18 protein-coding genes are annotated in these 21,960 nt (G+C 46.7%); 12 read left to right on the forward strand and 6 right to left on the reverse strand.

All coding sequences use genetic code 11. The annotated features are described in order from the left end of the window. Positions 1 to 28 precede the first annotated feature (28 nt). The 4 genes from LVQ77_RS00500 to LVQ77_RS00515 are packed head-to-tail and all read left to right on the forward strand — an operon-like array spanning position 29 to position 4,943. On the forward strand, positions 29 to 718 hold the full coding sequence (locus tag LVQ77_RS00500; protein WP_232903366.1) for a fimbria/pilus periplasmic chaperone: 690 nt from the start codon (positions 29 to 31) through the stop codon (positions 716 to 718). A gap of 49 nt (positions 719 to 767) precedes the next feature. Beyond that, the gene (locus LVQ77_RS00505) at positions 768 to 3,302 is read left to right on the forward strand and encodes a fimbria/pilus outer membrane usher protein (RefSeq protein WP_232903367.1); all 2,535 of its coding nucleotides are present in this window, start codon (positions 768 to 770) and stop codon (positions 3,300 to 3,302) included. Further along, entirely contained in the window at positions 3,286 to 3,828 is a 543-nt protein-coding gene (locus LVQ77_RS00510) for a fimbrial protein (protein ID WP_232903368.1), read from the forward strand. Before LVQ77_RS00505 ends, LVQ77_RS00510 begins: the two co-directional genes overlap by 17 nt. A gap of 14 nt (positions 3,829 to 3,842) precedes the next feature. Further along, positions 3,843 to 4,943 (forward strand): type 1 fimbrial protein, encoded by a 1,101-nt coding sequence (locus LVQ77_RS00515; RefSeq protein ID WP_232863458.1) that lies wholly within the window; start codon positions 3,843 to 3,845, stop codon positions 4,941 to 4,943. Here the strand turns inward: LVQ77_RS00515 and pdxR are convergent. Beyond that, the gene (gene pdxR / locus LVQ77_RS00520) at positions 4,940 to 6,421 is read right to left on the reverse strand and encodes a MocR-like pyridoxine biosynthesis transcription factor PdxR (RefSeq protein WP_232903369.1); all 1,482 of its coding nucleotides are present in this window, start codon (positions 6,419 to 6,421) and stop codon (positions 4,940 to 4,942) included. The genes LVQ77_RS00515 and pdxR overlap by 4 nt on opposite strands. Before the next feature lie 110 nt (positions 6,422 to 6,531). Here pdxR and puuE point away from each other — a divergent pair, with 110 nt between their 5' ends. From puuE to LVQ77_RS00535, 3 genes are all read left to right on the forward strand, one after another. Then, on the forward strand, positions 6,532 to 7,797 hold the full coding sequence (gene puuE / locus LVQ77_RS00525; RefSeq protein WP_232903370.1) for a 4-aminobutyrate transaminase: 1,266 nt from the start codon (positions 6,532 to 6,534) through the stop codon (positions 7,795 to 7,797). A gap of 11 nt (positions 7,798 to 7,808) precedes the next feature. Next, positions 7,809 to 9,257 (forward strand): NAD-dependent succinate-semialdehyde dehydrogenase, encoded by a 1,449-nt coding sequence (locus LVQ77_RS00530; protein WP_232903921.1) that lies wholly within the window; start codon positions 7,809 to 7,811, stop codon positions 9,255 to 9,257. A 231-nt stretch (positions 9,258 to 9,488) separates the two neighbouring features. After that, complete coding sequence (locus LVQ77_RS00535; protein WP_151995721.1) at positions 9,489 to 10,967, forward strand: APC family permease; 1,479 nt, start codon at positions 9,489 to 9,491, stop codon at positions 10,965 to 10,967. A gap of 52 nt (positions 10,968 to 11,019) precedes the next feature. Here LVQ77_RS00535 and LVQ77_RS00540 read toward each other — a convergent pair whose 3' ends face one another. Further along, positions 11,020 to 11,715, reverse strand: coding sequence for a cache domain-containing protein (locus LVQ77_RS00540; protein WP_232903371.1), 696 nt, complete (start codon positions 11,713 to 11,715; stop codon positions 11,020 to 11,022). 24 nt (positions 11,716 to 11,739) lie between these two features. Next, complete coding sequence (locus LVQ77_RS00545) at positions 11,740 to 12,465, reverse strand: FadR/GntR family transcriptional regulator (RefSeq protein WP_232903372.1); 726 nt, start codon at positions 12,463 to 12,465, stop codon at positions 11,740 to 11,742. Between the two features lie 279 nt (positions 12,466 to 12,744). Here LVQ77_RS00545 and LVQ77_RS00550 point away from each other — a divergent pair, with 279 nt between their 5' ends. The 5 genes from LVQ77_RS00550 (at position 12,745) to LVQ77_RS00570 (ending at position 18,948) form a co-directional block, all read left to right on the forward strand. Continuing rightward, positions 12,745 to 14,175: a gamma-aminobutyraldehyde dehydrogenase gene (locus tag LVQ77_RS00550; RefSeq protein ID WP_232903373.1), complete on the forward strand. Its 1,431-nt coding sequence runs from the start codon at positions 12,745 to 12,747 to the stop codon at positions 14,173 to 14,175. A gap of 15 nt (positions 14,176 to 14,190) precedes the next feature. Beyond that, a complete protein-coding gene (locus LVQ77_RS00555; protein WP_232863465.1) occupies positions 14,191 to 14,667 on the forward strand; it encodes an ester cyclase in 477 nt (158 codons plus the stop codon). A 12-nt stretch (positions 14,668 to 14,679) separates the two neighbouring features. After that, positions 14,680 to 16,572: an NAD(P)/FAD-dependent oxidoreductase gene (locus LVQ77_RS00560; RefSeq protein ID WP_232903374.1), complete on the forward strand. Its 1,893-nt coding sequence runs from the start codon at positions 14,680 to 14,682 to the stop codon at positions 16,570 to 16,572. 6 nt (positions 16,573 to 16,578) lie between these two features. After that, positions 16,579 to 17,781 carry a cytochrome c gene (locus LVQ77_RS00565; RefSeq protein WP_232903375.1) on the forward strand — a complete coding sequence of 401 codons (1,203 nt, stop codon included), beginning with the start codon at positions 16,579 to 16,581 and terminating at the stop codon, positions 17,779 to 17,781. A 270-nt stretch (positions 17,782 to 18,051) separates the two neighbouring features. Further along, entirely contained in the window at positions 18,052 to 18,948 is an 897-nt protein-coding gene (locus LVQ77_RS00570) for a transporter substrate-binding domain-containing protein (RefSeq protein ID WP_232903376.1), read from the forward strand. A gap of 18 nt (positions 18,949 to 18,966) precedes the next feature. On the opposite strand, the gene LVQ77_RS00575 is transcribed toward LVQ77_RS00570, so the two are convergent. Genes LVQ77_RS00575 through LVQ77_RS00585 form a run of 3 tightly spaced genes read right to left on the reverse strand, consistent with a single transcriptional unit; the run spans position 18,967 to position 21,952 of the window. Then, positions 18,967 to 19,797, reverse strand: coding sequence for a prepilin peptidase (locus LVQ77_RS00575; protein WP_232903377.1), 831 nt, complete (start codon positions 19,795 to 19,797; stop codon positions 18,967 to 18,969). 5 nt (positions 19,798 to 19,802) lie between these two features. After that, positions 19,803 to 20,378 (reverse strand): general secretion pathway protein GspB, encoded by a 576-nt coding sequence (locus LVQ77_RS00580; RefSeq protein ID WP_232903378.1) that lies wholly within the window; start codon positions 20,376 to 20,378, stop codon positions 19,803 to 19,805. Next, on the reverse strand, positions 20,375 to 21,952 hold the full coding sequence (locus tag LVQ77_RS00585) for an ExeA family protein (RefSeq protein ID WP_232903379.1): 1,578 nt from the start codon (positions 21,950 to 21,952) through the stop codon (positions 20,375 to 20,377). Before LVQ77_RS00585 ends, LVQ77_RS00580 begins: the two co-directional genes overlap by 4 nt. Positions 21,953 to 21,960: the final 8 nt, after the last annotated feature.

Genomic DNA, 21,960 nt, shown 5'->3' on the forward strand with positions numbered 1-21,960 from the left:
CACCTGGTAAATTTAATGAGTAATAAGTATGAATTTTAAAGAACGCATCTCATTTTATTTTCTTCTATTAGCTATTTTCACCGGTGGTGTGCAAGCCAGTGTTACGGTTGGTGGGACACGAGTAGTTTATGATGGCAGTAAAAAAGAGACTTCACTTTCTATTACGAATAAAGATAATGTTGCAAATTTGGTTCAGTCTTGGATTAGTCCAATAGATAAAAATGGCCCATCAACGGATGCAATTATTATCACGCCGCCACTATTTCGTCTTAATGTTGGTGAAAAAAATGTTCTGCGTATTGTACGCTCAGGATTGGCATTGCCAGAAGATAAAGAAAGTATGTATTGGTTAAATGTAAAAGGTATTCCGGCGACCACGGGAGAACAACCAAATAATAGTGTGCAAATAGCAGTTAATAATCGTATTAAACTTATTTATCGCCCTAGAATGTTAAAGGGGACTTATCCTGAAAACGTTACGGGGCAGCTTAGTTGGAAATTAACAGGGGATATTCTTTCTGTCCGCAACCCAACTAAATATTATATGAACTTTGCAGAAGTGAAAATAAATGACAAAAGTATATCTTCAACGACTTTTGTTGCACCCGGACAAACAGCCAGTTATACAGTACCAAAAGGAGTAAATTCAGGAGGGATTACCTGGAGAATCTACAACGATTTTGGTATGGCTGGCCCTGAGCATAAATCCAATATTTGATAAGTGCAGTATATTTTTTGCAAAGCAATATGAGGTCTAATGGAATGCTATGAGTTATAAATATAATTATTCCGTTGTATCTTGTGTATTGGCATCAGCCTTATTACCTGTTGGTCATGTAATTGCTGAAGAACGATTCAACCCTGCGTTACTTGAAATGACAGAGTCTAAAATGTCTTCCGTGGATCTTTCAGCGTTTGAGAAAGGCGAGCAAGCACCGGGTACTTATCGACTTGATGTTTTTATTAATAATGAGCAAGTTGATACGCAAGACATTACATTTATCTCTAGCAAGGATGCTAGAGGATCAACTATGTTACAAGCATGTTTTACCTCTCAGCAGTTAAAATCATGGGGGGTGAAGATTGAGGAATATCCAAAAATTAGCGTTAACTCAGATCATTGCGCTGATTTTTCGGCAATTCCTCAAGCAACTTCTATACTGGATTTTAATAAGCAAAGATTAAATGTCAGCATCCCTCAGGTTGCACTGGAATCAATGGGGCGCGGTTATATTTCACCTGAGAAATGGGATGAAGGGATTAATGCCTTGTTGTTCAATTATAGTCTAAATGGAATGACTACGAAAAATCGACAAGGTAGCCACGATACGGTTAATAGCCAATATGGTAATTTTCATCCCGGGGTTAATATTGGTCCTTGGCGCTTCAGGAACTATTCAACATGGAGCCATGACACTAATGGTGAAAACGAATGGGATTCTGTAAATAGTTATATATCGAGAGACATTAAACCGTTGCGTGCACAATTTACGGCGGGTGACAGTAGCACATCTGGTGATATTTTTGACAGTATGGCATTTATGGGGGCACAGCTATCTTCAGATGAAGATATGACACCTGACAGCCTGAAGGGATATGCCCCTGTCATCCGCGGAATCGCCAGAACTAACGCTGAAGTGACTGTTTACCAGAACGGGTACAGTATTTATAAAACTTCAGTCGCTCCAGGGCCTTTTGAAATCAACGATATGTTTCCAACGGGTGGGGCTGGGGACATGTCTGTCACCATTAAGGAATCCGATGGTAGTGAGCAACATTTCACTGTCGCCTACGCATCATTGCCCATTCTGCAGCGTGAAGGTCACTTCAAATATTCAACGACGATGGGTAATACGCGAACAGGTGGTAGTAAAGATGCAAGTTTTGCTGAATTAACGGCCATTTATGGCTTGCCGCAGGGTTTTACTGTTTATAGCGGAATTGAGGCCACAGATATTGATTTTCACTCTGCTTCTCTGGGGCTGGGTGTAAACTTAGGTGACTTTGGTGCTATATCTACTGACGTCACTCAAGCATGGTCGACGATAAATAGTGGAAACCAAAAGAATGAAACGACTCAGAAAGAGAGTGGTCAGTCTCTACGTTTACGCTATAGCAAAAATATGCTTAAGACAGGAACCAATGTCACCATTGCCGGTTATAGATACTCTACTTCCGGCTACTATTCATTGCAGGATACGTTGCAGAGTTATAATTATGATGATTCTGATGACAACAAAAGGCGTAAAAACAGAACGGAACTCTCCATTGCGCAAGATATTATTTATGGTTCATTATCTGCCAATTTGGTCCATGAATCTTATTGGAATAATAAAAAAGAATCCTCTGTTAGCTTAAGCTATAACAATAGTTGTAATGGGATTAGTTATGGTTTGAATTATTCTTATAATATTAGCGCTGAAAACAGCGAAGGCGAGCATGATGAAAACGATCAACAATTTTCATTTAATATCAGCGTGCCGCTAGATAAATTCCTGCCATCGGCTACAGCTACTTATAGTCTGAATACCAGTAAAAATGGGCCTGCCACTCATAATATTGGCATGAATGGTACAGCATTTGATGATCGTACACTTAACTGGAATGTTCAGGAAGGTTATTCAGAGACTAATAAAAAAACCAATGGCGGAGTAAGTGCTAATTATAAGGGGCAAAATACCCAACTTACTGGCGGCTATGCCTACGATGCAAATGTTAATCGTCTCAATTATGGTGTGCAGGGTGGGATATTAATTCATTCTGAAGGAATAACCTTATCTCAACCTTATAATGATACTGTTGTTTTGGTTAATACATCGGGCGCTGAAGGTATACCACTAAGTAACCAGGCTGGTATTAAAACTGATAATAAAGGCTTTGCGGTTGTACCATATGCAAGTCCTTATAGAAAGAATAGCATCTCACTTTCCACTGACAACCTTGAAGACAATAATCTGGAATTGGAGGAAACTAGCAAAAATGTTATTCCTACACGCGGGGCTGTTGTTGTTGCAAAATATAATGCTAACCTTGGTTATCGTGCATTAATAACATTATCTCGCTCTCAAGGGAAGCCTATACCATTTGGTGCAACGGTGACGAATAGTGTTGCTGACATTGAAAAACGCCATAGTAGTATCGTTGGTGATGAACAAAAAGTTTACTTTACCGGACTTGATGAAGCAGGAAAATTACTAGTTGTTTGGGGGGAGGGCAATGATGAACAATGTACTGTGAATTATCATTTGCCAGAAAAGAAAAGCGAATCAGGTGTGGAAATTCTTCATGAAAAATGTAATTAATATACTCTGCGCATGCATTTTATTATTTGTCGCCTCTAATGCTTCTGCATTAAAGAGCTCTGATCAAATAAATATTGATATAACAGGTGAGATTGTTGCACCGTCTTGTAATGTAGCCGTGGCTGATACTGTAGAGCTAGGCCAATTTTCACGCTCTGATCTATCAAGTCCCGGAGCGAGCAGTGGGTTAATTACTGTTGACATTAACCTTAGTGGTTGTTCAGATCAGGCATCATTAGCGACGGTTACATTTTCTGGGACACCTTATTCAGCAGACCCAAGTTTCTCGAGTGTTATTTATGCAAATGATATTGTTGAAGGTAGCCAGGATATAGGTCTTCAACTGTTTAACTTAGATGGAAAACCCATTACTAATCTGGCAAGTGGAGTCAACTATAACTTTCCCATAAATACTGAGACGGGTACTGGCACATTCAAATTTGCATCGCGTTTATATTCACCTCATGGTACACCTACCGCGGGTGATTTTAAATCAACAGTAACCCTAGGTTTTACTTATCAATAATTTCGGCATCCCCTATGAAAAATGTGTTTAATAAAATACTAAAAACCACAGCGGTTATTTTTTTAATGTGCGGAACATTTGTTTCTCATAATTGCTATGCAACATGTACACGTAATGGAGGTCTTTTTGCTGACAATAGTATTTCAAGATCAATGGTTAGTCTCCCTGAGGAGATAGTTATTGAAAGTCGGCAATATGTATCTGGTGAGGTCCTTTATACTTCCGGCGTACATGAAGGTAACAATCCACAACTAACTATAGCTAACTGTGGTAGCGGTTATAAAGTTGGCTTTTTTTACAATAATTCCCCCCAGGTTGAAGGGGCGACATATAGCGATGTTATGCCAACAAATATCGAAGGGATAGGTGTCCAGGTCCTGGTATATAACCAGGCGGGTCCTTATGATGGACAGATGACAGTAGATAACAGTTGGCGTGATGGATCTGGATCTAGAGGTGACCATACGTTAAGAGGGTCCTCCTATATGATCTGGCTTGTCGCAACAGGAGCCCCGATTTCTGCCGGAACGTTAACTTTTGGGAGTCCTGTTGCACAAGTTGAATTTCGGGAAAGTGCTTCTCGCAGTGCTGCTGGTGTCGTTGCTTCAGACTTGGCCCTTTCCAATGCAGATGTGATTATTAAAGCTGTGGGATGTTCAGCAGATGTCTCCGCAATAAGCTTTCCTTTTGGCAAAGTCGACTTGGGTCAATTTGATGGGCAAACTAAGGTAGGTTCGGTACCCACACAGGATGTCAATCTGAGTTGTGAACCGGGAACGAATGTGTCTTTATCTGTCACAGCGGCTGAATCTAAAGAAGATGATGTAAATCATACGGTGATAGCGCTTACCGGGGCTGGGGATGAAGGTGTTGCCAGCGGTGTTGGAGTGCAGTTGGGTTTAAAAACCAGCCAGTACAATAGTGGCTCTAATGGTTTACAGTTGAACACCCCCATCTCACTCATCACATCAACTCGAAGTAGTGGAAAGGTTACCGCCGGTGGAGCTACTGCGCAGGAAAAATTAACCTTTAGCGCGGTATATTACAAAACCGCAGCGGTGGTAAAACCTGGTAAAGCGAATGCTACAGCGACACTAACCTTAACCTATAACTAATCTATTATAATTTTTTGCTTGATAATGTTCGCGAGGTGTACAAATGACGGGAGCATATCGCTATCTTTGATACTGGCAAATCCAACTAATAACCCTTTGGATTTCTGTTGATTAAAGTAATAACGCGATAACGGCCTGACTAAAATGCCTTCTGCATTCGCCTGTTTTGCAATCTGCATATCATCTGCGTCGGGCGGAAGTTGAATAATCAGATGCAGCCCGGCATTGCTGTTGAAATAGCCCAGATACTCTTCACCTAAATGCTGCTTAATTAACTCAACCAGTTGGTTACGACGTTTGCTATATAACTGGCGCATTTTGCGAATGTGCGCGGCGTAATATCCTTCTTTGATAAATTCAGCAAGGGCTGCCTGAATGACCTGATGGCCACTACGGTATAGCTCGTTATGCACCTTTTTCAACGGGGCGGCTAAGGGTTTAGGAAGCACCACGTAACCCAGTCGTAGCGCGGGATACAGCGTTTTACTGAAGGTGCCGATGTAAATAACCGGGCTATCTTCTTCAAGCCCCTGAAGTGAAGGAATGGGCTGGCCTGAGAAACGAAACTCGCTGTCATAATCATCTTCTACAATCCAGCTGTGGAACTCCCGAGCCTGGGAAAGTAATAACTGACGGCGCGGTAAACTCATTACTGAACCCAGCGGATATTGATGCGAAGGGGTGACGAAAATCAATTTCGGCTTTTCAACCGGCAATGCTTGCGGAACCAGCCCCTGGTCATCGACTTCAAGTGCTGAAATACTCACGGCGTTCATGCGTAAGATATTTTTAATTCCCCAATAACCGGGTTCTTCAATCCAGGCATGGTCACCAGGGTTACACAACGTACGAGTGACTAAATCCAGCGCCTGATGAATTCCTTCGGTTATCAATATTTGATCGGTTGAGCATTTCACACCGCGCGCGGTACGTAGATAATCTGATAGCGCAGCCTTTAAATCCTCCAGCCCACCTACCGCATCATAAGTGAGATATTCGGGGTTTAAGCGCCGGGAAATACGATCATAAATCTTCTTAAAAGTCCGATGCGGGAAGCTGTTTACATCAGGCACGCCGGGAATAAAGTCCCCCCATTGTGCAGGGCTGGCACTGGCGTTCTCAAGCAGTTCAAGGCCGCGTAGCGACAGGCTCGAGCGGTCTTCAGGCTGGGCGGTCTGGAGTGTTTTCGCAACTTGTGTGTTGAGGTTATCAAGCACACTTTCGGTGACAAACGTGCCACTGCTGGTGCGCGTCGAGATATAGCCTTCAGCCTGTAACTGCTCGTAGACCCGCAAAACCGTATTACGCGACAGTACCAATTCGCTGGCCAAATCGCGGGAAGGCGGCATCCGCGTGGCCGGGCGTAGACTCCCCTCGAGAATGCAATTACATATCGCAACATAAAGTTTCTTATGAAGTTTCTCGGCAGGTGTCTGGCTAAATGCCTGCTTAATCACATCTACGGCAAGTGAACGCATTTGGATCCTAATAATAAAACGATTTGGCACTCGATTCAGGTACCAGATACTGTCTAAATGGATCTCGTAATTCAACCTGTAAATCTGTTTTGTGTGCGAGGGATAAAAAAATGAGTAATAACGAACTCCATCAACGTCGTCTGGCTGCTACTCCGCGCGGGGTAGGTGTGATGTGTAATTTCTTTGCCCAGACGGCAGAAAATAGCACCATCACGGATGTAGAAGGGAAACAATATATCGATTTTGCTGCGGGCATCGCCGTGTTGAACACCGGCCATCGTCACCCACGCCTGGTACAGGCTATTGAGCAGCAACTCCATTCATTTACACATACCGCTTATCAGATTGTCCCTTACGAAAGTTATGTGTCACTGGCGGAAAAAATTAACAAAGTGGCTCCGATTTTTGGGCCTAAGAAAACGACATTTTTTACCACCGGCGCTGAAGCCGTTGAGAACGCCGTGAAGATCGCCCGTGCTCATACTGGCCGCCCAGGCGTGATTGCCTTTAGCGGTGGGTTCCACGGTCGTACCTATATGACTATGGCGTTAACCGGCAAAGTGGCTCCCTATAAAATCGGCTTCGGGCCATTCCCTGGCTCCATTTATCACGTGCCGTATCCGTCGCAGTTGAACGGTACTTCGACTGACGATGCGGTGAAAGCCATTGAGCGACTGTTCAAGTCCGATATCGAAGCCACCCAGGTAGCCGCGATTATCTTTGAGCCAGTACAGGGCGAAGGTGGTTTTAATGTAGCACCGCCTGAATTTGTGGCTGCGATTCGCCAGATTTGTAATACCCACGGCATCGTGATGATTGCCGATGAAGTGCAAAGCGGATTTGCCCGTACCGGTAAAATGTTTGCCATGGACCATTACGCGCATCAAGCCGATCTCATGACCATGGCGAAAAGCCTGGCAGGTGGCATGCCACTGTCAGGTGTGGTGGGTCGAGCGGAAATCATGGACGCGCCAGCACCTGGCGGTCTGGGGGGAACTTACGCAGGTAACCCTCTTGCGGTTGCTTCGGCTCATGCGGTGCTGGATGTGATTGCGGAAGAAAAACTGTGCCAACGTGCAGACACATTAGGTGAGCGGCTGACAAAAACGCTGCTTGATATTAAAGAGAGTTGCCCAGCATTAGCTGAAATTCGCGGGTTGGGTTCGATGATCGCCGCTGAGTTTTATGACCCATCAACAGGTGAGCCATCTGCCGCTATTGCCCAGCAGATTCAACAACGAGCATTAGAGCAGGGGTTATTGCTACTGACCTGCGGCCAAAATGGCAACGTAATTCGTTTCCTCTATCCGCTGACTATTCCGGATGCTCAGTTTGACCAGGCATTAAATATTATTAAGAACGCGACGCAATTGTGAGACTACAGATGATTGAATTAAACAATGCAGACTTGCTGCTAACTACCTGTCCGCTTGATGGTGAGTGGAGTAATGCACTGTCTGGTAAAACAGCCCCAGTTTTGAATGCTGCGACAGGCGAGAAAATCGCTGAGGTTCCTTTTATGGGGCAGGCCGAGACAGTACAGGCAATTACTGCGGCTGAAGTCGCGCAAAAAGAGTGGAAAAAACAGACTGCGGCAAGTCGGGCCAAAATCCTGCACAGTTGGGTGAGCCTGATTCACGAAAATAGCGAAGATCTAGCCCGATTGATTACCCTCGAAGGTGGCAAACCGCTTGCTGAAGCGCGGGGTGAAATTAACTATGCGGCTTCGTTTATTACCTGGTTTGCTGAAGAAGCGAAAAGGGTGGATGGCGTCTTGTTGCAACCTACCAGTGCCGATCAGCGTTTTATCGTCTCCAAACAGCCAATTGGCGTTTGTGCAGCCATTACGCCATGGAACTTCCCGGCGGCGATGATTACCCGCAAAGTAGCTCCGGCATTAGCGGCGGGTTGTGCCATTATCGTCAAACCGGCCGAGCAAACACCGTTAACCGCACTGGCACTGGCAAAACTGGCTGAAACAGCAGGGCTTCCTGCGGGGTTGTTGCAGGTCATCACTGGTGATGCAAAAGAGATTGGTGGCGAGCTTTGTCGCAATGCTACGGTTCGTAAACTCAGCTTCACGGGCTCAACCGAGACAGGGCGCTTATTGATGGCGCAATGTGCACCAACGATTAAGAAATTGTCGCTGGAACTGGGTGGGAACGCGCCGGTTATCATTTTCGATGATGCTGATATCGATCTTGCCGTTAAAGGCATCATGGCGTCCAAGTTCCGCAATAGCGGCCAGACCTGTGTTTGCGCTAACCGCATCTACGTTCAGAGCGGAATTTATCAGGCGCTGAGTGTTGAGCTAGTCAAAGCGGTTGAGGCTCTGAAAGTCGGTAACGGCATGGATGACGGGGTCACTCAGGGGCCACTGATTAATGCTAAAGCGATTGAGAAGGTTGAGCTTCATATTCGCGATGCTCTGGATAAAGGGGCCACGGTGTTAACGGGCGGGCAAAAACATACATCAGGTGGGAATTTCTTCTCGCCAACGGTCGTGGCCAATGTCACGCAAGAGATGCGTTTTGCCAGAGAAGAGACATTCGGCCCGGTTGCTCCGCTATTTAAATTTGAAACTGATGATGAAGCAGTGAATTACGCCAATGACACGGAATTTGGCCTGGCTGCTTATATCTTTACCCGTGATGCGAAACGCCAGTGGCAAATTCCGGAAGCACTGGAATATGGCATGGTGGGAGTGAATACCGGGTTGATTTCCAATGAAGTGGCGCCATTTGGCGGGATTAAACAATCGGGTCTCGGCCGTGAGGGTTCCCGCTTTGGTATTGATGAGTACTTAGAAATGAAATATGTCTGCGTGAAACTCTAAACCCTTCATACCTCGCGCCGCAGCACCGTAGGTCGGATTAGCGCAAGCGACATCCGACTTTTTCTCTGAGCTGTTCACCCCAGATTGACCCCAAAAAACTACCCATCTGCGAATGTTGCAATCATGCTCACGATCTTAACAATTATGTGACATTAGGCGTATACATATAACATATTATGTTTTATAAAATATGAACACTGCCTGCCCTTATGCCACATAAAGAGAAAAGATATGGAACAGACGACAGACAAAGAAAATCTGCAACATCAGCCAGTTAAAGGCGAGCAATTCAACCGCTCGATAGGGCTGATGTCTAACTTCGCGCTGGGATTTACCTACCTATCACCACTGACAGCGGTTTACTCACTGTTTGCGCTGGCGGTAACGCTTGCCGGGCCACCGGCAATCTGGTGGATTCTTATCGTTGCCTGTGGCCAGTTGCTGGTGGCGCTGGTATTCGGTGAAGTTGCATCCCAATACCCAATTACTGGTGGTTTGTACCCATGGGCAAGAAGGTTATGGGGGAAAAAATATGCGTGGATTGCAGCCTGGATTTACCTGTGGGCTTTAGTCGTCACCATTACTTCTATCGCTGAATACACCTCCACCTTTGTTGCGTCCTTATTTCACTACGCAACCAGCGCAGGCAACATGATGCTCACATCTGTCGTGCTGCTGCTGATAATGATGGGCGTGAATATGTCCGGAACGAAGAATTTAGCCCGTGTCGCCAAAATTGGCTTCTGGTGTGAAATAGTCAGTGTCATTGCGTTAGGTATCTATCTGTTAATATTCCACCGTTCCCAGCCATTCTCTGTGGTATTTGACTCGATGGGTGTTCTGGCATCCGATGGTAATTACACCACTGCATTTATGTCTGCATCACTGATGGGTTTGTTTATGTTCTTTGGCTTTGAAGCATGCGGTAACGTGGCTGAAGAGGTTAAAAACCCAGGTAAGAAGATTCCAATCGCCATGATTCTGAGTATTGTCTTTGGCGCAATTTCCGCGGTGATTTCGATTCTGGGTTATCTGCTGTCGTCCCCGGACTTGATTAACATTGTGAACGGTAAAATTGCTGACCCAATCCCAACAATTCTGAACCAGGCGCTGGGTGAAACAGGTGCAACCATCTTTATTGTGGTCGCTATTATCGCCATGCTCTCTTGTATTCTGTCACTGCAGGCTGCATTAAGCCGTCTGATATTCTCCTTCTCTCGCGATAAGATGTTGCCGGGTAGCGAGTGGATGTCCAAAATCTCTAAACATAGCGTGCCGGATAACGCCATGATTGTGAGTTGTTTATTGCCGGTGATTATCTGCGTCTGGGTCTACTTCCAGCCGGATAGTCTGGCTCGTATCACGGCCTTTGCGGTTATTGGAATCTATATTTCATTCCAGATGGTCGTACTGGCTGCGCTTCGTCAACGGCTGAAAGGCTGGAAACCAGCAGGTGAGTGGACTGTGGGTTCATGGGGATTAATCGTAAACGTTCTGGCGTTAGCCTATGGCCTGTGCGGTATTTGGTTACTGGCGCAACCGGCCGCAGGTGAAAGCTTTATTGACCGTTGGACGGTATTGGTAGGGCTTGCGATTGTAATTATCTCAGGACTGCTTTACATGTTCATCACTAAGCCGTTTGGCCGTTCGAACGCACCAGAAAATGATGCGATTGAGTATGCGCGAAAGCTGAGTGTTGAACAGAACTAATACATGCGTATTTAAAGGGAGGATTAGCGCTAAACGCTAATCCTCCCTAAATTTATGTAGCCTGATACAAATTAAAGTAATCATTCTCAAAGACAATCTTCGCCACACTGATATCCAGCAAATCGCCCACCCGGAAACGAGGATGCGTTGAAAAAACAATCCTGCTGTCTTTGTTGGTCAGAATGACTTTATTATCGGCAGCGTAAGGTAATAACTCATCCTCAACGCGGCTGACCAATAAATCTATTGCAGCTACACCTAAGAATTGCTGATTAAAATAAACCGGTACAGCGCTAGTGATGGTGTAAGACGTATTACAGATATAGTCGACGTAGGGGCCATGAATAAATGCGTTACCGACAGCTGGAGCTTGCTTAAACCACTCAAAGGTTCTGAAATCCAGACGCTGTTGCGTGGCCTGGTCTAAATCAAGATTCACCTGTTTTACACCATCAGCTTTCTTATACCACCACTCGAGCAGCCAAAACTCTTTATTACTTCCTGAGCCTTCGATATGGCTGGCGAAGCCAGCACCGGAGCAGTAAACATTACTGTTTAAGGTCGCTTTGATGTGATCCTGAATGGTTTTTCTGACGGAAGGCTCAAGCAAATGCTCCAGATTAACATCCTCAATTTCTGCCAGTGACGTTTCAATGTCACGGGCAAGCAAACCGGTGGATTCAATGGTGGAGTTAATGATGCTATCAATTTTTTCGGTAAGGGCATGGAGTGATGTTGTTAATAGCATATTTATGCCTATTTTTATAGTTTGTCAGGTTGCACTGTATTTCAATTTATTTTCTATCAGATAGAAAGTAAACGTATCGATTAGCTTTTTGGCGATGTTAACTGACTCGGATTCATTGTGTGAAGACAGAGTATTAATTAACGTGGTGTATAGCTCAACAATCTCACGGTGGATATTTTCTGAACGGAACAAAATAGCCGCCAGCGACGACCATTCGGACTGCAAAATTAGCTCCTGGTTAGCGAGACGCGCTGACTGAGAACAGGCGGCTATGGCTAACAAACAACGCATATCAGCCTGAGTGCGTGCTTCAGGTGATGTCGCTAAATTGAGCACTTCAACAAATTCACGTAGGCGAGTGATATCTGCGTTCGTCATACGACGTGATGCCAGACGTGTGCTGTGGCTAATAATAGCGCAATGCATTTCACCTAAATCCGACAAATAATCGGTACTTAGGGTCTTAAATGGATTAAGGGTATTACTGAATTCCCAGACTTGCTCGCAAACAAAACTACCGCCATTACGCCCACGCACAGTGTGAATTAATTTGTTGGCACGCAGCGTATTTAACGCTTCACGGATGGTGATGTGCGAAACCCCCATCATTTTTGCGAGGTCGGCTTCATTCGGTAATTGCTCATTTGCCTCAAGCAAGCCGGTAATAATGGCATTTGAAAGACGCTGAACTATCTGATCGGAACGGCTGGCCTGGCCTATTGGCGCGAATATCACCGCATGAGTAATCATAATTTTCCCTGGTGAGATAATCCTTTAAATAGTTCACTGAACATAGCATACAACCCCTTGTTAATGAAGGAATGCTTATGTGTTGATGCTGGTCCACATGCAACATATGTCGCTCGTTTGGAACCTTTCCATCGCGCTTTATGAACGCTGCGCAATTGCACATTAAAATATCACGTCGGAATGGGATGTATATCATGTTGTTAGCAAAATGTTATTGAATTCGCGCCACATAAAACATATTACATAATATAGTTTATGTTTTAACGAGCGGAGAGCGTAATGAACATCCTGAAGCATTTTATCAATGGGCAATATGTAGCAGGTTCGGAGGATAACCTCTTTGAGCTGGTAAGCCCGGTCAACGGAGAGACCTACGCGCTGTCGCCAGGTGCAGGCCGTAGCGAGGTAGATCAGGCCTATAGCGCAGCGAAAAGCGCGTTTGCCGTCTGGAAACATTCAACCCCGTCCCAAAGACAGCTGGCACTGTTAAAACTGGCCGACGCGATTGAACACAATGTGGACCGACTGGCGCTAGCGCAAAGTCAGGAAACAGGGCAGTTACGCCACTTTATCGAAAAGGAAGAGATCGCAGCATCCTGCGATGCACTGCGTTTCTTTGCCGGTGCGGCGCGATGTCTTGAAGGCAAAGCCTCATATGAATATACCCCCGGTTTAACTTCAACTATTCGCCGCGAGCCGTTAGGGATTGTCGGCCAAGTCACGCCGTGGAACTACCCGTTTATGATGGCGGTGTGGAAAATTGCCCCGGCATTGGCGGCAGGGAACACCGTGGTGCTTAAACCTAGCGATACCACGCCTATCAGCACCTTAATTCTGGCGGAACTTGCCGCGCCAATTTTCCCACAGGGCGCGTTTAACGTGCTGCTTGGCAAAGCTGAAACTGGCTCCCTGGTGGTATCGAGCACAGAAGCGTCGTTGGTTTCAATCACCGGCTCGGTACGTGCGGGTTTACAGGTAGCGGCATCTGCTGCTGCAAACCTCACCAAAGCTCACCTCGAACTTGGCGGCAAAGCACCGGTTATCGTTTTTGCCGATGCCGACATTAATAAAGCGGTAGACATTATCACTACCGCGGGCTTCTTTAACGCAGGTCAGGATTGCACCTCGGCGACGCGCATTCTGATTGAAGATTCCATTTATGAATCATTCCTCGAAAAGCTGGTAAGCAAAACCCGCGAAATCAAATTCGGCGTGCCGGAAGATAAGGATGCGTTGTACGGCGCACTGAACAGCCGCAATCAGTTAGAGCAGGTTAAAGGTTTTATTAGCCGACTGCCGGCGCACGCCAAAATCGAAACCGGCGGTAAGCCTGGCGCTGGCCCTGGTTTTTATTTCGAACCGACGATTATTTCCGGCCTTGAACAATGCGACGAGGCGATTCAGCACGAAGTCTTTGGCCCAGTGATGACCGTGCAGAAATTCTCCTCAGAAGAAGAGGCGCTGGATAAGGCGAATGACGTGGAATATGGCCTGGCATCCAGTGTCTGGACCAGTAATCACGGCCGCGCCCAACGCTTCAGCATGCGTCTCGATTTTGGCACGGTGTGGATTAACAACCATATACCGCTGTGCGCTGAAATGCCCCACGGCGGCTTCAAGAAATCCGGTTATGGGAAGGACTTGTCTTCCTACTCGCTCGATGAGTACACCCGTGTGAAACACATTATGTGCGATACCTCTGACTCTTAAAATTAAGGTGATGAAATGAAAGCAATAAAAGTTGCCGTACTCTCCTTCGCTCTATTCTCAAATCTGGCGTTGGCGGATGTTTCCCCGTTGACGGTGGTTAAAGATTATATGTCCGCATGGAACGCCCATGATTCGGCAAAAGCTGCACAATATTTAGCCTCAGACGTGGTTTATTACGATGCAGCAAATGGCACGCCGGTTAACGGGAAGGCAAACGCGGAAAAAGACGTTATAGGCGCTTTTATTAAAGCCGTACCGGACCTGACATGGAAAATGACCAGCAAGCCAGTCTATGACCACGACACCATCGCCTTCCGCTGGGAATTTAGCGGCAAAAATAGCGGTGAGTGGGCTGGCAGCCCGGCAACCAATAACCCGATTAAATTTGAAGGCGTCAGCTATATCACCGTCAATAATGGCAAGATTACATGGCAAGGCGATTACTACGACTCTAAGAAGCTGGATGAAGAATTAAAACCACAGGCTAAATAAGTAAGGTCTTTTATGTCCATAACCAGACGTGATTTTCTCAACGGAGTTGCCATCACTATTGCAGCAGGGTTAACACCTCTTGACCTTGCCAAAGCTGCCGGTAATGCCCGCGCGGTTATCGGGGAGGATTACTATCCACCCCAACTTACCGGGTTACGCGGTAACCATCCCGGCTCATTCGAGATGGCGCACGCCATTGGCCGTGACCATGAAAAATTCAGTACTGACCATCTTCCGATTGAAGAAGAGTACGATCTGGTTATTGTCGGCGGCGGGTTAAGCGGCCTTGCGGCAGCCAGTTTCTGGCACGACCTGATGGGTAAAGAGAGCAAAGTGCTGGTGCTTGATAACCATGATGATTTTGGCGGGCACGCGAAGCGCAATGAGTTTAACGCCGGCGGCAAAAAAATCATTGGCTACGGCGGTAGCGAAGCCTTTCAGTCGCCAACGCGTAACTTTAGCCCGGTGGTAAATGGCCTGATGTCTAAAGTCGGCGTTAGCGTAGCGCGCATGAAGCAGAGCTTTGAGGTCAATTTTTACCCGGACTTAAATCTGAGCCGTGGGGTTTTCTTCGACAAAAAGAACTTCGGTGAAACCAAAATTGTTGGCGGCGATCCTGGGCGCGCAGTCGCCGATGATATCCCGCCAGACAGACTCAATGGCCGCAGCCTTGAGGCATTTATCAATGATTTCCCGTTAAGTGAGAGCGACCGCAAAGCCATTCTGGATTTGTATGTTAATCCGCAGGATTACCTGAAAGGGATGTCGGTAGACGAGAAAACCGAATGGATGGACACTCACAGCTACCGGGATTTCCTGGTGGAAAAAGTGGGGCTGAGCAAAATGGCCATCATGTATTTCCAGCAACGCACCAATGACTTCTTTGCTATCGGCATTGAAGGTGTGAGTTGTGGTGATGCTCGCACTTGCGCATTGCCGGGAATGGACAAGATGGGCTTGCCTCCTCTCGATGAAGAATCCCTTGCCGATTTGGAAGAGCCTTATGTCTATCATTTACCTGATGGTAATGCGGGCCTGGCTCGTTTGATAGTCAGGCACCTGGTGCCCGAAGCGCTACCTGGCAACACGATGGAAGACTCCATCACCTCCAGGCTGAATTATCAAAAACTCGATAACAAAGAGAACAGTACCCGCATTCGCCTGAGCAGCATTGTGATTAATGCGGCCAATACCGATGATGGCGTGGTGGTGACCTACGTTAATGACGGCAAAGCGCATCGCGTCAAAGGGCGTAAGGCCATCATGGCGGGCTACAACATGATGATCCCGTATCTGGTGCCTGAAACCCCGGAAGAGCAAAAGGCTGACTTGCGCCTGAACGTCAAAGCGCCGCTGGTATACACCAATGTGGTGGTCAAGAACTGGCATGCTTTCACCAAACTAGGTATCCACGAATTCTATTCTCCTGCGGCCCCTTACAGCCGCGTGAAGCTCGACTATCCGGTGAGCATGGGAAGTTATCACCACCCGCAAAACCCGGATGAACCTATGTGCCTGCATATGGTTTATGTACCCACATACCCGGGCAGCAAAATGAGTGCCCGCGAACAGTTCCGCCAGGGGCGAGCATATTTGCTCGGCACCACTTTTGATGCTCATGAAAAGATGATCCGCGAACAGCTTCAGGAAATGCTGGGGCAAACCGGATTTGATCATGAACGGGATATCACTGCTATAACCGTGAACCGCTGGGCTCATGGCTACGCTTATTACGCCAGTGCGTTGTTCGATGATATGGATAAGATGCCGGAAATTATTGAACGGGCGCGTAAGCCTATCGGGCGAATCGCGATTGCGAACTCCGATTCAGACTGGGATGCCTATGCGCATACCGCGATTGACCAGGCGTGGCGCGCGGTCAATGAACTCAAGGCGATGGGATGAGCTGACATGAAACAGACTTTATTAGCTATCGGATGCATTTTATATACCGGTCATGCAGCGGCCATCTCCGCGGGTGAATACATGGCAAAGGTTTCGGACTGTGTGGCTTGCCATACCGCCGAAGGTGGCCAACCGATGGCGGGAGGGAAAGCATTTTCCACGCCGCTTGGGAATATTTACGCCACCAACATTACGCCAGATAAAACCTCCGGTATTGGTCAGTATTCGTATGAAGATTTTGAGAAGGCAGTAAGGCAGGGGATTGCGAAAGATGGTCATCCACTCTATCCCGCAATGCCTTATCCCTCGTATGCCAGGATGTCCGATAAGGACATTCGCGATCTCTATGACTATTTCATGAAAGAGGTTCCCGCCGCTGACGTGAAAAATAAAGAGAATGATATTCCATGGCTGCTCTCCGCCAGGTGGCCACTGCACATCTGGAATTGGTTATATGTTGAGGATGCTCATCCCGATAATGCAGCGCTAAAAACTACGGAGCAGGATAAAGAATTACTGACCCGTGGTGCTTATTTGGTTGAAGGTCCAGGCCATTGCGGTGCCTGTCATACGCCAAGAGGCGCATCAATGCAGGAAAAAGCCTATGATGGAACCAGCGATATTTACCTTAGTGGCGCAACAATTGATGGCTGGTATGCGCCATCACTACGAAATATCTCGATGTCAGCTGAGGAATTAAAAGATCTTCTGCGTGAGGGAAGAAGCCAGCATGGGGCAATATCGGGGCCAATGAGTGAAGTCGTTACGCAAAGTACGCAATATCTTACCGATGGTGATTTAGATGCTATTTCCTTTTATTTGCTGAACTTCAATCACAAAAACTCAACGCCCGTTGCAAAAGATGGCTCAATAACTTATTCACCGACGGATGGGAAAACACTCTATTCGATGTATTGTTCGACCTGCCATGGTGATGACGGTAAAGGCAAAGATTTTACCGTGCCTTCTTTAGTGAATAACTCAATAGTCACGGCGAAAGATCCAGCATCACTGATTTCGGTTATTTATCAAGGTGCACAAACACCGCAAACCAAGGGTAATATTTCCTTCAGAATGCCAGCATATAAAGATTCGATGTCAGTTGATGAAATGGCTAATGTGGTTAATTATGTGAGAGGGAATTGGGGGAGTGGTGCAACACCTATCAGTAAGGATGATGTTGTGAAAATTAAAGAAGTGCAGAAATAATTATTTATTGCCTGAGTGGACGGTGTAATGGCTTATCCACTCAGGCAAACAGATCACTATGGCAACCAACTGTTAACGAATCACCTTCCTCGTATTAACCAATATCAAGAAGGATATTGACATCTACATCAGCTAAATTTTTATTTATGGATAATTCTTTAATGTCGCTGGCTTGTGTGTCATCTTCAGCGCGCATAAGGTTGTGTGGCTCATCATCGATGATGGCAACGTTCAAGGTATTGGGTGTATATATTCTATATTGGCATTTTTATGAAAAAGTATTTATCTCTTTTATTTGTTATGTGTGCATTTCCAGCGTTTTATACTCATGCAAATGATAGCCTTGTGAATATAAAGAAAAATCACAAAATAACATTGAGCTATTCGTATAATGATTTCCCTTTCTCATATGTTGATAATGACAAGCCAGTAGGTATGGCGATTGATATATGTCGTGATGTTGTTGAACAGCTAGAAAAAGAGCTAAATATCCCTCATATTGAGATTAATTGGGTTGGGGAAAAACAGAGTGTAACTTTACAAAAAGTAAAAGAACATACTGTTGATATGACATGTTCGGCAATTACCCGTACAGATTCACGCCTTAAAAGTTATAATTTCTCTAACCCCTATTTTATTACCACGACAGTGTTACTTTCTAAGAAAAAGGAATCTGTTCAGGAAGCAAGTCAATTGCGGGGTAAAACAATTGCAGCCGTTTCTGGTGGTTCCGCCATTGAGCGTGTTAACAAACTGAACCGTAAACTGGATTATTCGCTTCTGATGGTAACGACCCAAGATTTTGCTTCGGCTTTAACACTCCTCAAGTCTGAAAACGTCAAAATGTTAGCTAACGACGAGGTCTTACTCGCCGCATTTAAAGCTGGTGACCCCGAGAATTATGTCATCAGTTATGTCGACTTCGGCGATATGGATGCTTATGGCTTAATGATGGCAAAAGATTCCGTTGAATTAACCGGTCTGGTTAATCAATCTTTAGGCGAAGTTATCAACAGTGGAAAATACGTCGAACTGTATAACAAATGGTTTATGTCGCCCGTCCCGCCATTACAGCAAAATTTGCATATGCCAATGAGTAAAGTATTACAGCATTATGTGAAAGCAAGTGCGCCAGGCGCGACATACCGTGCGTCGTCACCTGAATAACTGCGGGTTGTCAAAATGTTAAGCTGTAAGGTACAAAAAATAACCAGCAGAAAGAATAAGCCAGGGGCCAAAGGCTACTGGCTGGTTTAGCTTTTGGCGTTTCAATAAATGCATAATTACCGCCGCCAATAAGCCACCCATAGCCGCAATCATGACTAATTGTGGCAAAACTTCCCAGCCTAACCAGGCACCAATAGCCGCCAATAATTTAGCATCGCCACCGCCAAGTGCGGCTCTCCCGGTCAATTTTGTGAAAATGACTGACAGCAACGCAAACGCCAGATAGCCGCACATAGCACCGACCACTGCATCCTGTAGGGTGACAAAGCAACCGTTAAAGTTCACCAGCAAACCACACCAAATTAAGGGTAGGGTGAGGGCATCGGGTAATAACATCGTCCGCGCATCTATAACAGCAAGCGTTAATAACACAGATATAAAAAACAAACTCGCCGCGAGCTGTATTCCAGGTGGCCATAACACTCCTGCAAAGACAAATAACGTAGCACAGGTTAATTCGACCAGCGGGTAGCGCACGGGAATGGGTTGCTGGCAGCAACGGCTTCTCCCGCGCAACAGGCACCAACTCACGACCGGTAGTAAATCGCGGCGTAATATTGGATGCTGGCAAGAACAGCAGGTTGAGAGTGGCCAGCACAAATTATAGGTAGGTCGGGAAGGGACTGGGATATTCAGCGTAAGCAAAGCCTCATCCTGCCACTGGTCGGCGAGCATTTTGGGTAAACGCCAGGCGACAACATTTAAAAAACTACCGATCAGTAACCCCAGAACACCCAGCATTGCGCCCCAGGTGATGGGATAAAAAGAAGCTAGTTCAATTAACACCATCACCATCACCAGTCCGACAGTGCCGTTACGCGGAACGTTTGCCCTTCAAACGAGAAAATACTGTCATCAGGTTCAATTTTCATAAGCTTTACTCCGGCACCGACTGCGGCTCCCTCGTGATAATCATTGCCGTTAAGATTGATAACGCTTTTGCCCGTTTCACTGGAGTACACGTGAGCATTGTATTTGATGGAAGGCATTCGCCGCCGAGCGTCTTCGGATAACTGCTCAAGGCCTGGATAGGTATCTTCATTCGCCATTTTTTCATCCGACACGACGCTGCCTGGTTCTTCGGCCTCTGGTGACTCTTCCTCTGGAACGGCTTCCGATTCTGCTTCTGGTTCGGCAGGCAAAGGCTGTGTATTAAACGTCAGCGTGTTGCTAACAATGCGCCAGGGTTGGGTTGCCTGATGTAGTACTTCAACTCTTTTGATAGTCGGCGGATTATGCAGGCTGTACCAGCCGTAGCAGGCAGCAGCCCCTGAGAGTGCCGCAAAGGTTAAGCACGAACACCAGGTTAAAATCAGAAACCCTTTAGCTGACAATCTCGAGTGTGGTTTGAGAGTAAGTGACAGGTTCATGGTTTCTCCTGCTGCGTCGTGTTGTTGGTCGCCTGGTCGCGGGCAGGAATCGTGCCATCAAGGGTAGGGATCTCCAGTCCAGGCTGGTTGCTCAGGCGCAGTAATGTTTGCTCTCCTGCAATCCCATCAGCAGGCAGGTGCTGCAGTTTTTGATATGCGAGGATTCCCGCCTGAATTTTTGCACTCTTTTCACTCACCGGCGTTTTTAATGCTGTCGTGAGTCGTTGAGCCACCCATTGAATATCTTCTGTCGGGCTATGATTGGTGACGTGAGTCACGCCGCTGGCAGGCATTTGCCAGATTAACGTGGCATCTTTTTGAAAGCGCTGATTAAGCCAGTCGAGGGAAACCTCCCATTCCTGGTTGGCGAAAAGAAGTGATGCCTTGCCATCGTTGACGTGGCTGAGCACCGCAAACCAGTGGCCAAAAGTCTTATCTTTGAGATGCACGACAGCGGGATAATTCAGGGAAACTAACTCACTTAACTCGCCAAAAGTGCGAAAGCAGCGCAGCCCAGCGGGGGATATTGTCTCGCATGGCGATATGTCATCCGTACTCTCATAACCCCAGGTTGCGCTCAGTAACGAAAAGGCATCACTCTGATTGCGGGCCTTATTTACAGCAGCCGCAAACGACGCCTGAGCTTTAGGGTCGGGTGCAATACTCACCGGAACTTTGACGGTGCGTACTTGCGGTTGCGGCAGCCATCCCCACTGTTTCCAGCTAAACCCGCCGACAACAAACACAAGCATGCAGGCCACGACGAGGGTCATGGCTCCGGGCATTCCGCCAATATCGACCCGCCCCGTGACCTTGTGAGCAGCCTGCGCGGCATGTGATGAGGTTATGCGCCAGCGCCTTTCCAGCGCTGCATCCACTAACATTTGCTCGCAAAGGCGATTGATAATGCGCGGAATACCTTTGCTGGTGCGCGTAATGACACTGACAGCACCACGCGAAAAGATAGGGTGCAAACAGCCCGCTTTTTGCAGGCGAAACCGCACTGCCGCGTCTACATCTTCGGCCGACAGCGGTGTGAGGAAATAGCGTGCTGTCACGCGTTGCTTAACCTGAACCAGGCTGGAGTGGTCGAGGTTATCTTCAAGTTCTGGTTGGCCGATAAGCACAATCGACAACAATTTTCTGTCGTCAGTTTCAATATTGGTCAGGGCGCACAGTGCTTCAAGCTGGGCCAGGGAGAGATGCTGCGCTTCATCGATTAGCAATACCGCCTGTTTTCGCCCCCTGTGGTTATGACGTAAAAAGGTCTCCAGATCGGTTTCTTCGGGCAGATGAAACGCGCGGCAAATTTGCGTCATTAGCGCTATGGGGGAATTTAACGGGGCAATCAAATATGCCGTTTCGGTTTCGACTCCCGCATGCAGGCAAATATGGCGAGTCAGGGTGGTTTTACCGGTGCCGGGTGAACCTACCAGGGTCATAAAACCACCTGACACAATGGTGTGATGCAGCAGGTTCAGGGCTTCCCGATGCGCCGGGCTAAGATAGAGATAATCGGGGTCGGGCGAGAGCGTAAAGGGTGCCGCATTCAGCGCGAAAAAATCCTGGTACATGGTTCATG

The organism is Buttiauxella cochleicola (assembly GCF_021282435.1).
Taxonomy (GTDB): domain Bacteria; phylum Pseudomonadota; class Gammaproteobacteria; order Enterobacterales; family Enterobacteriaceae; genus Buttiauxella; species Buttiauxella massiliensis.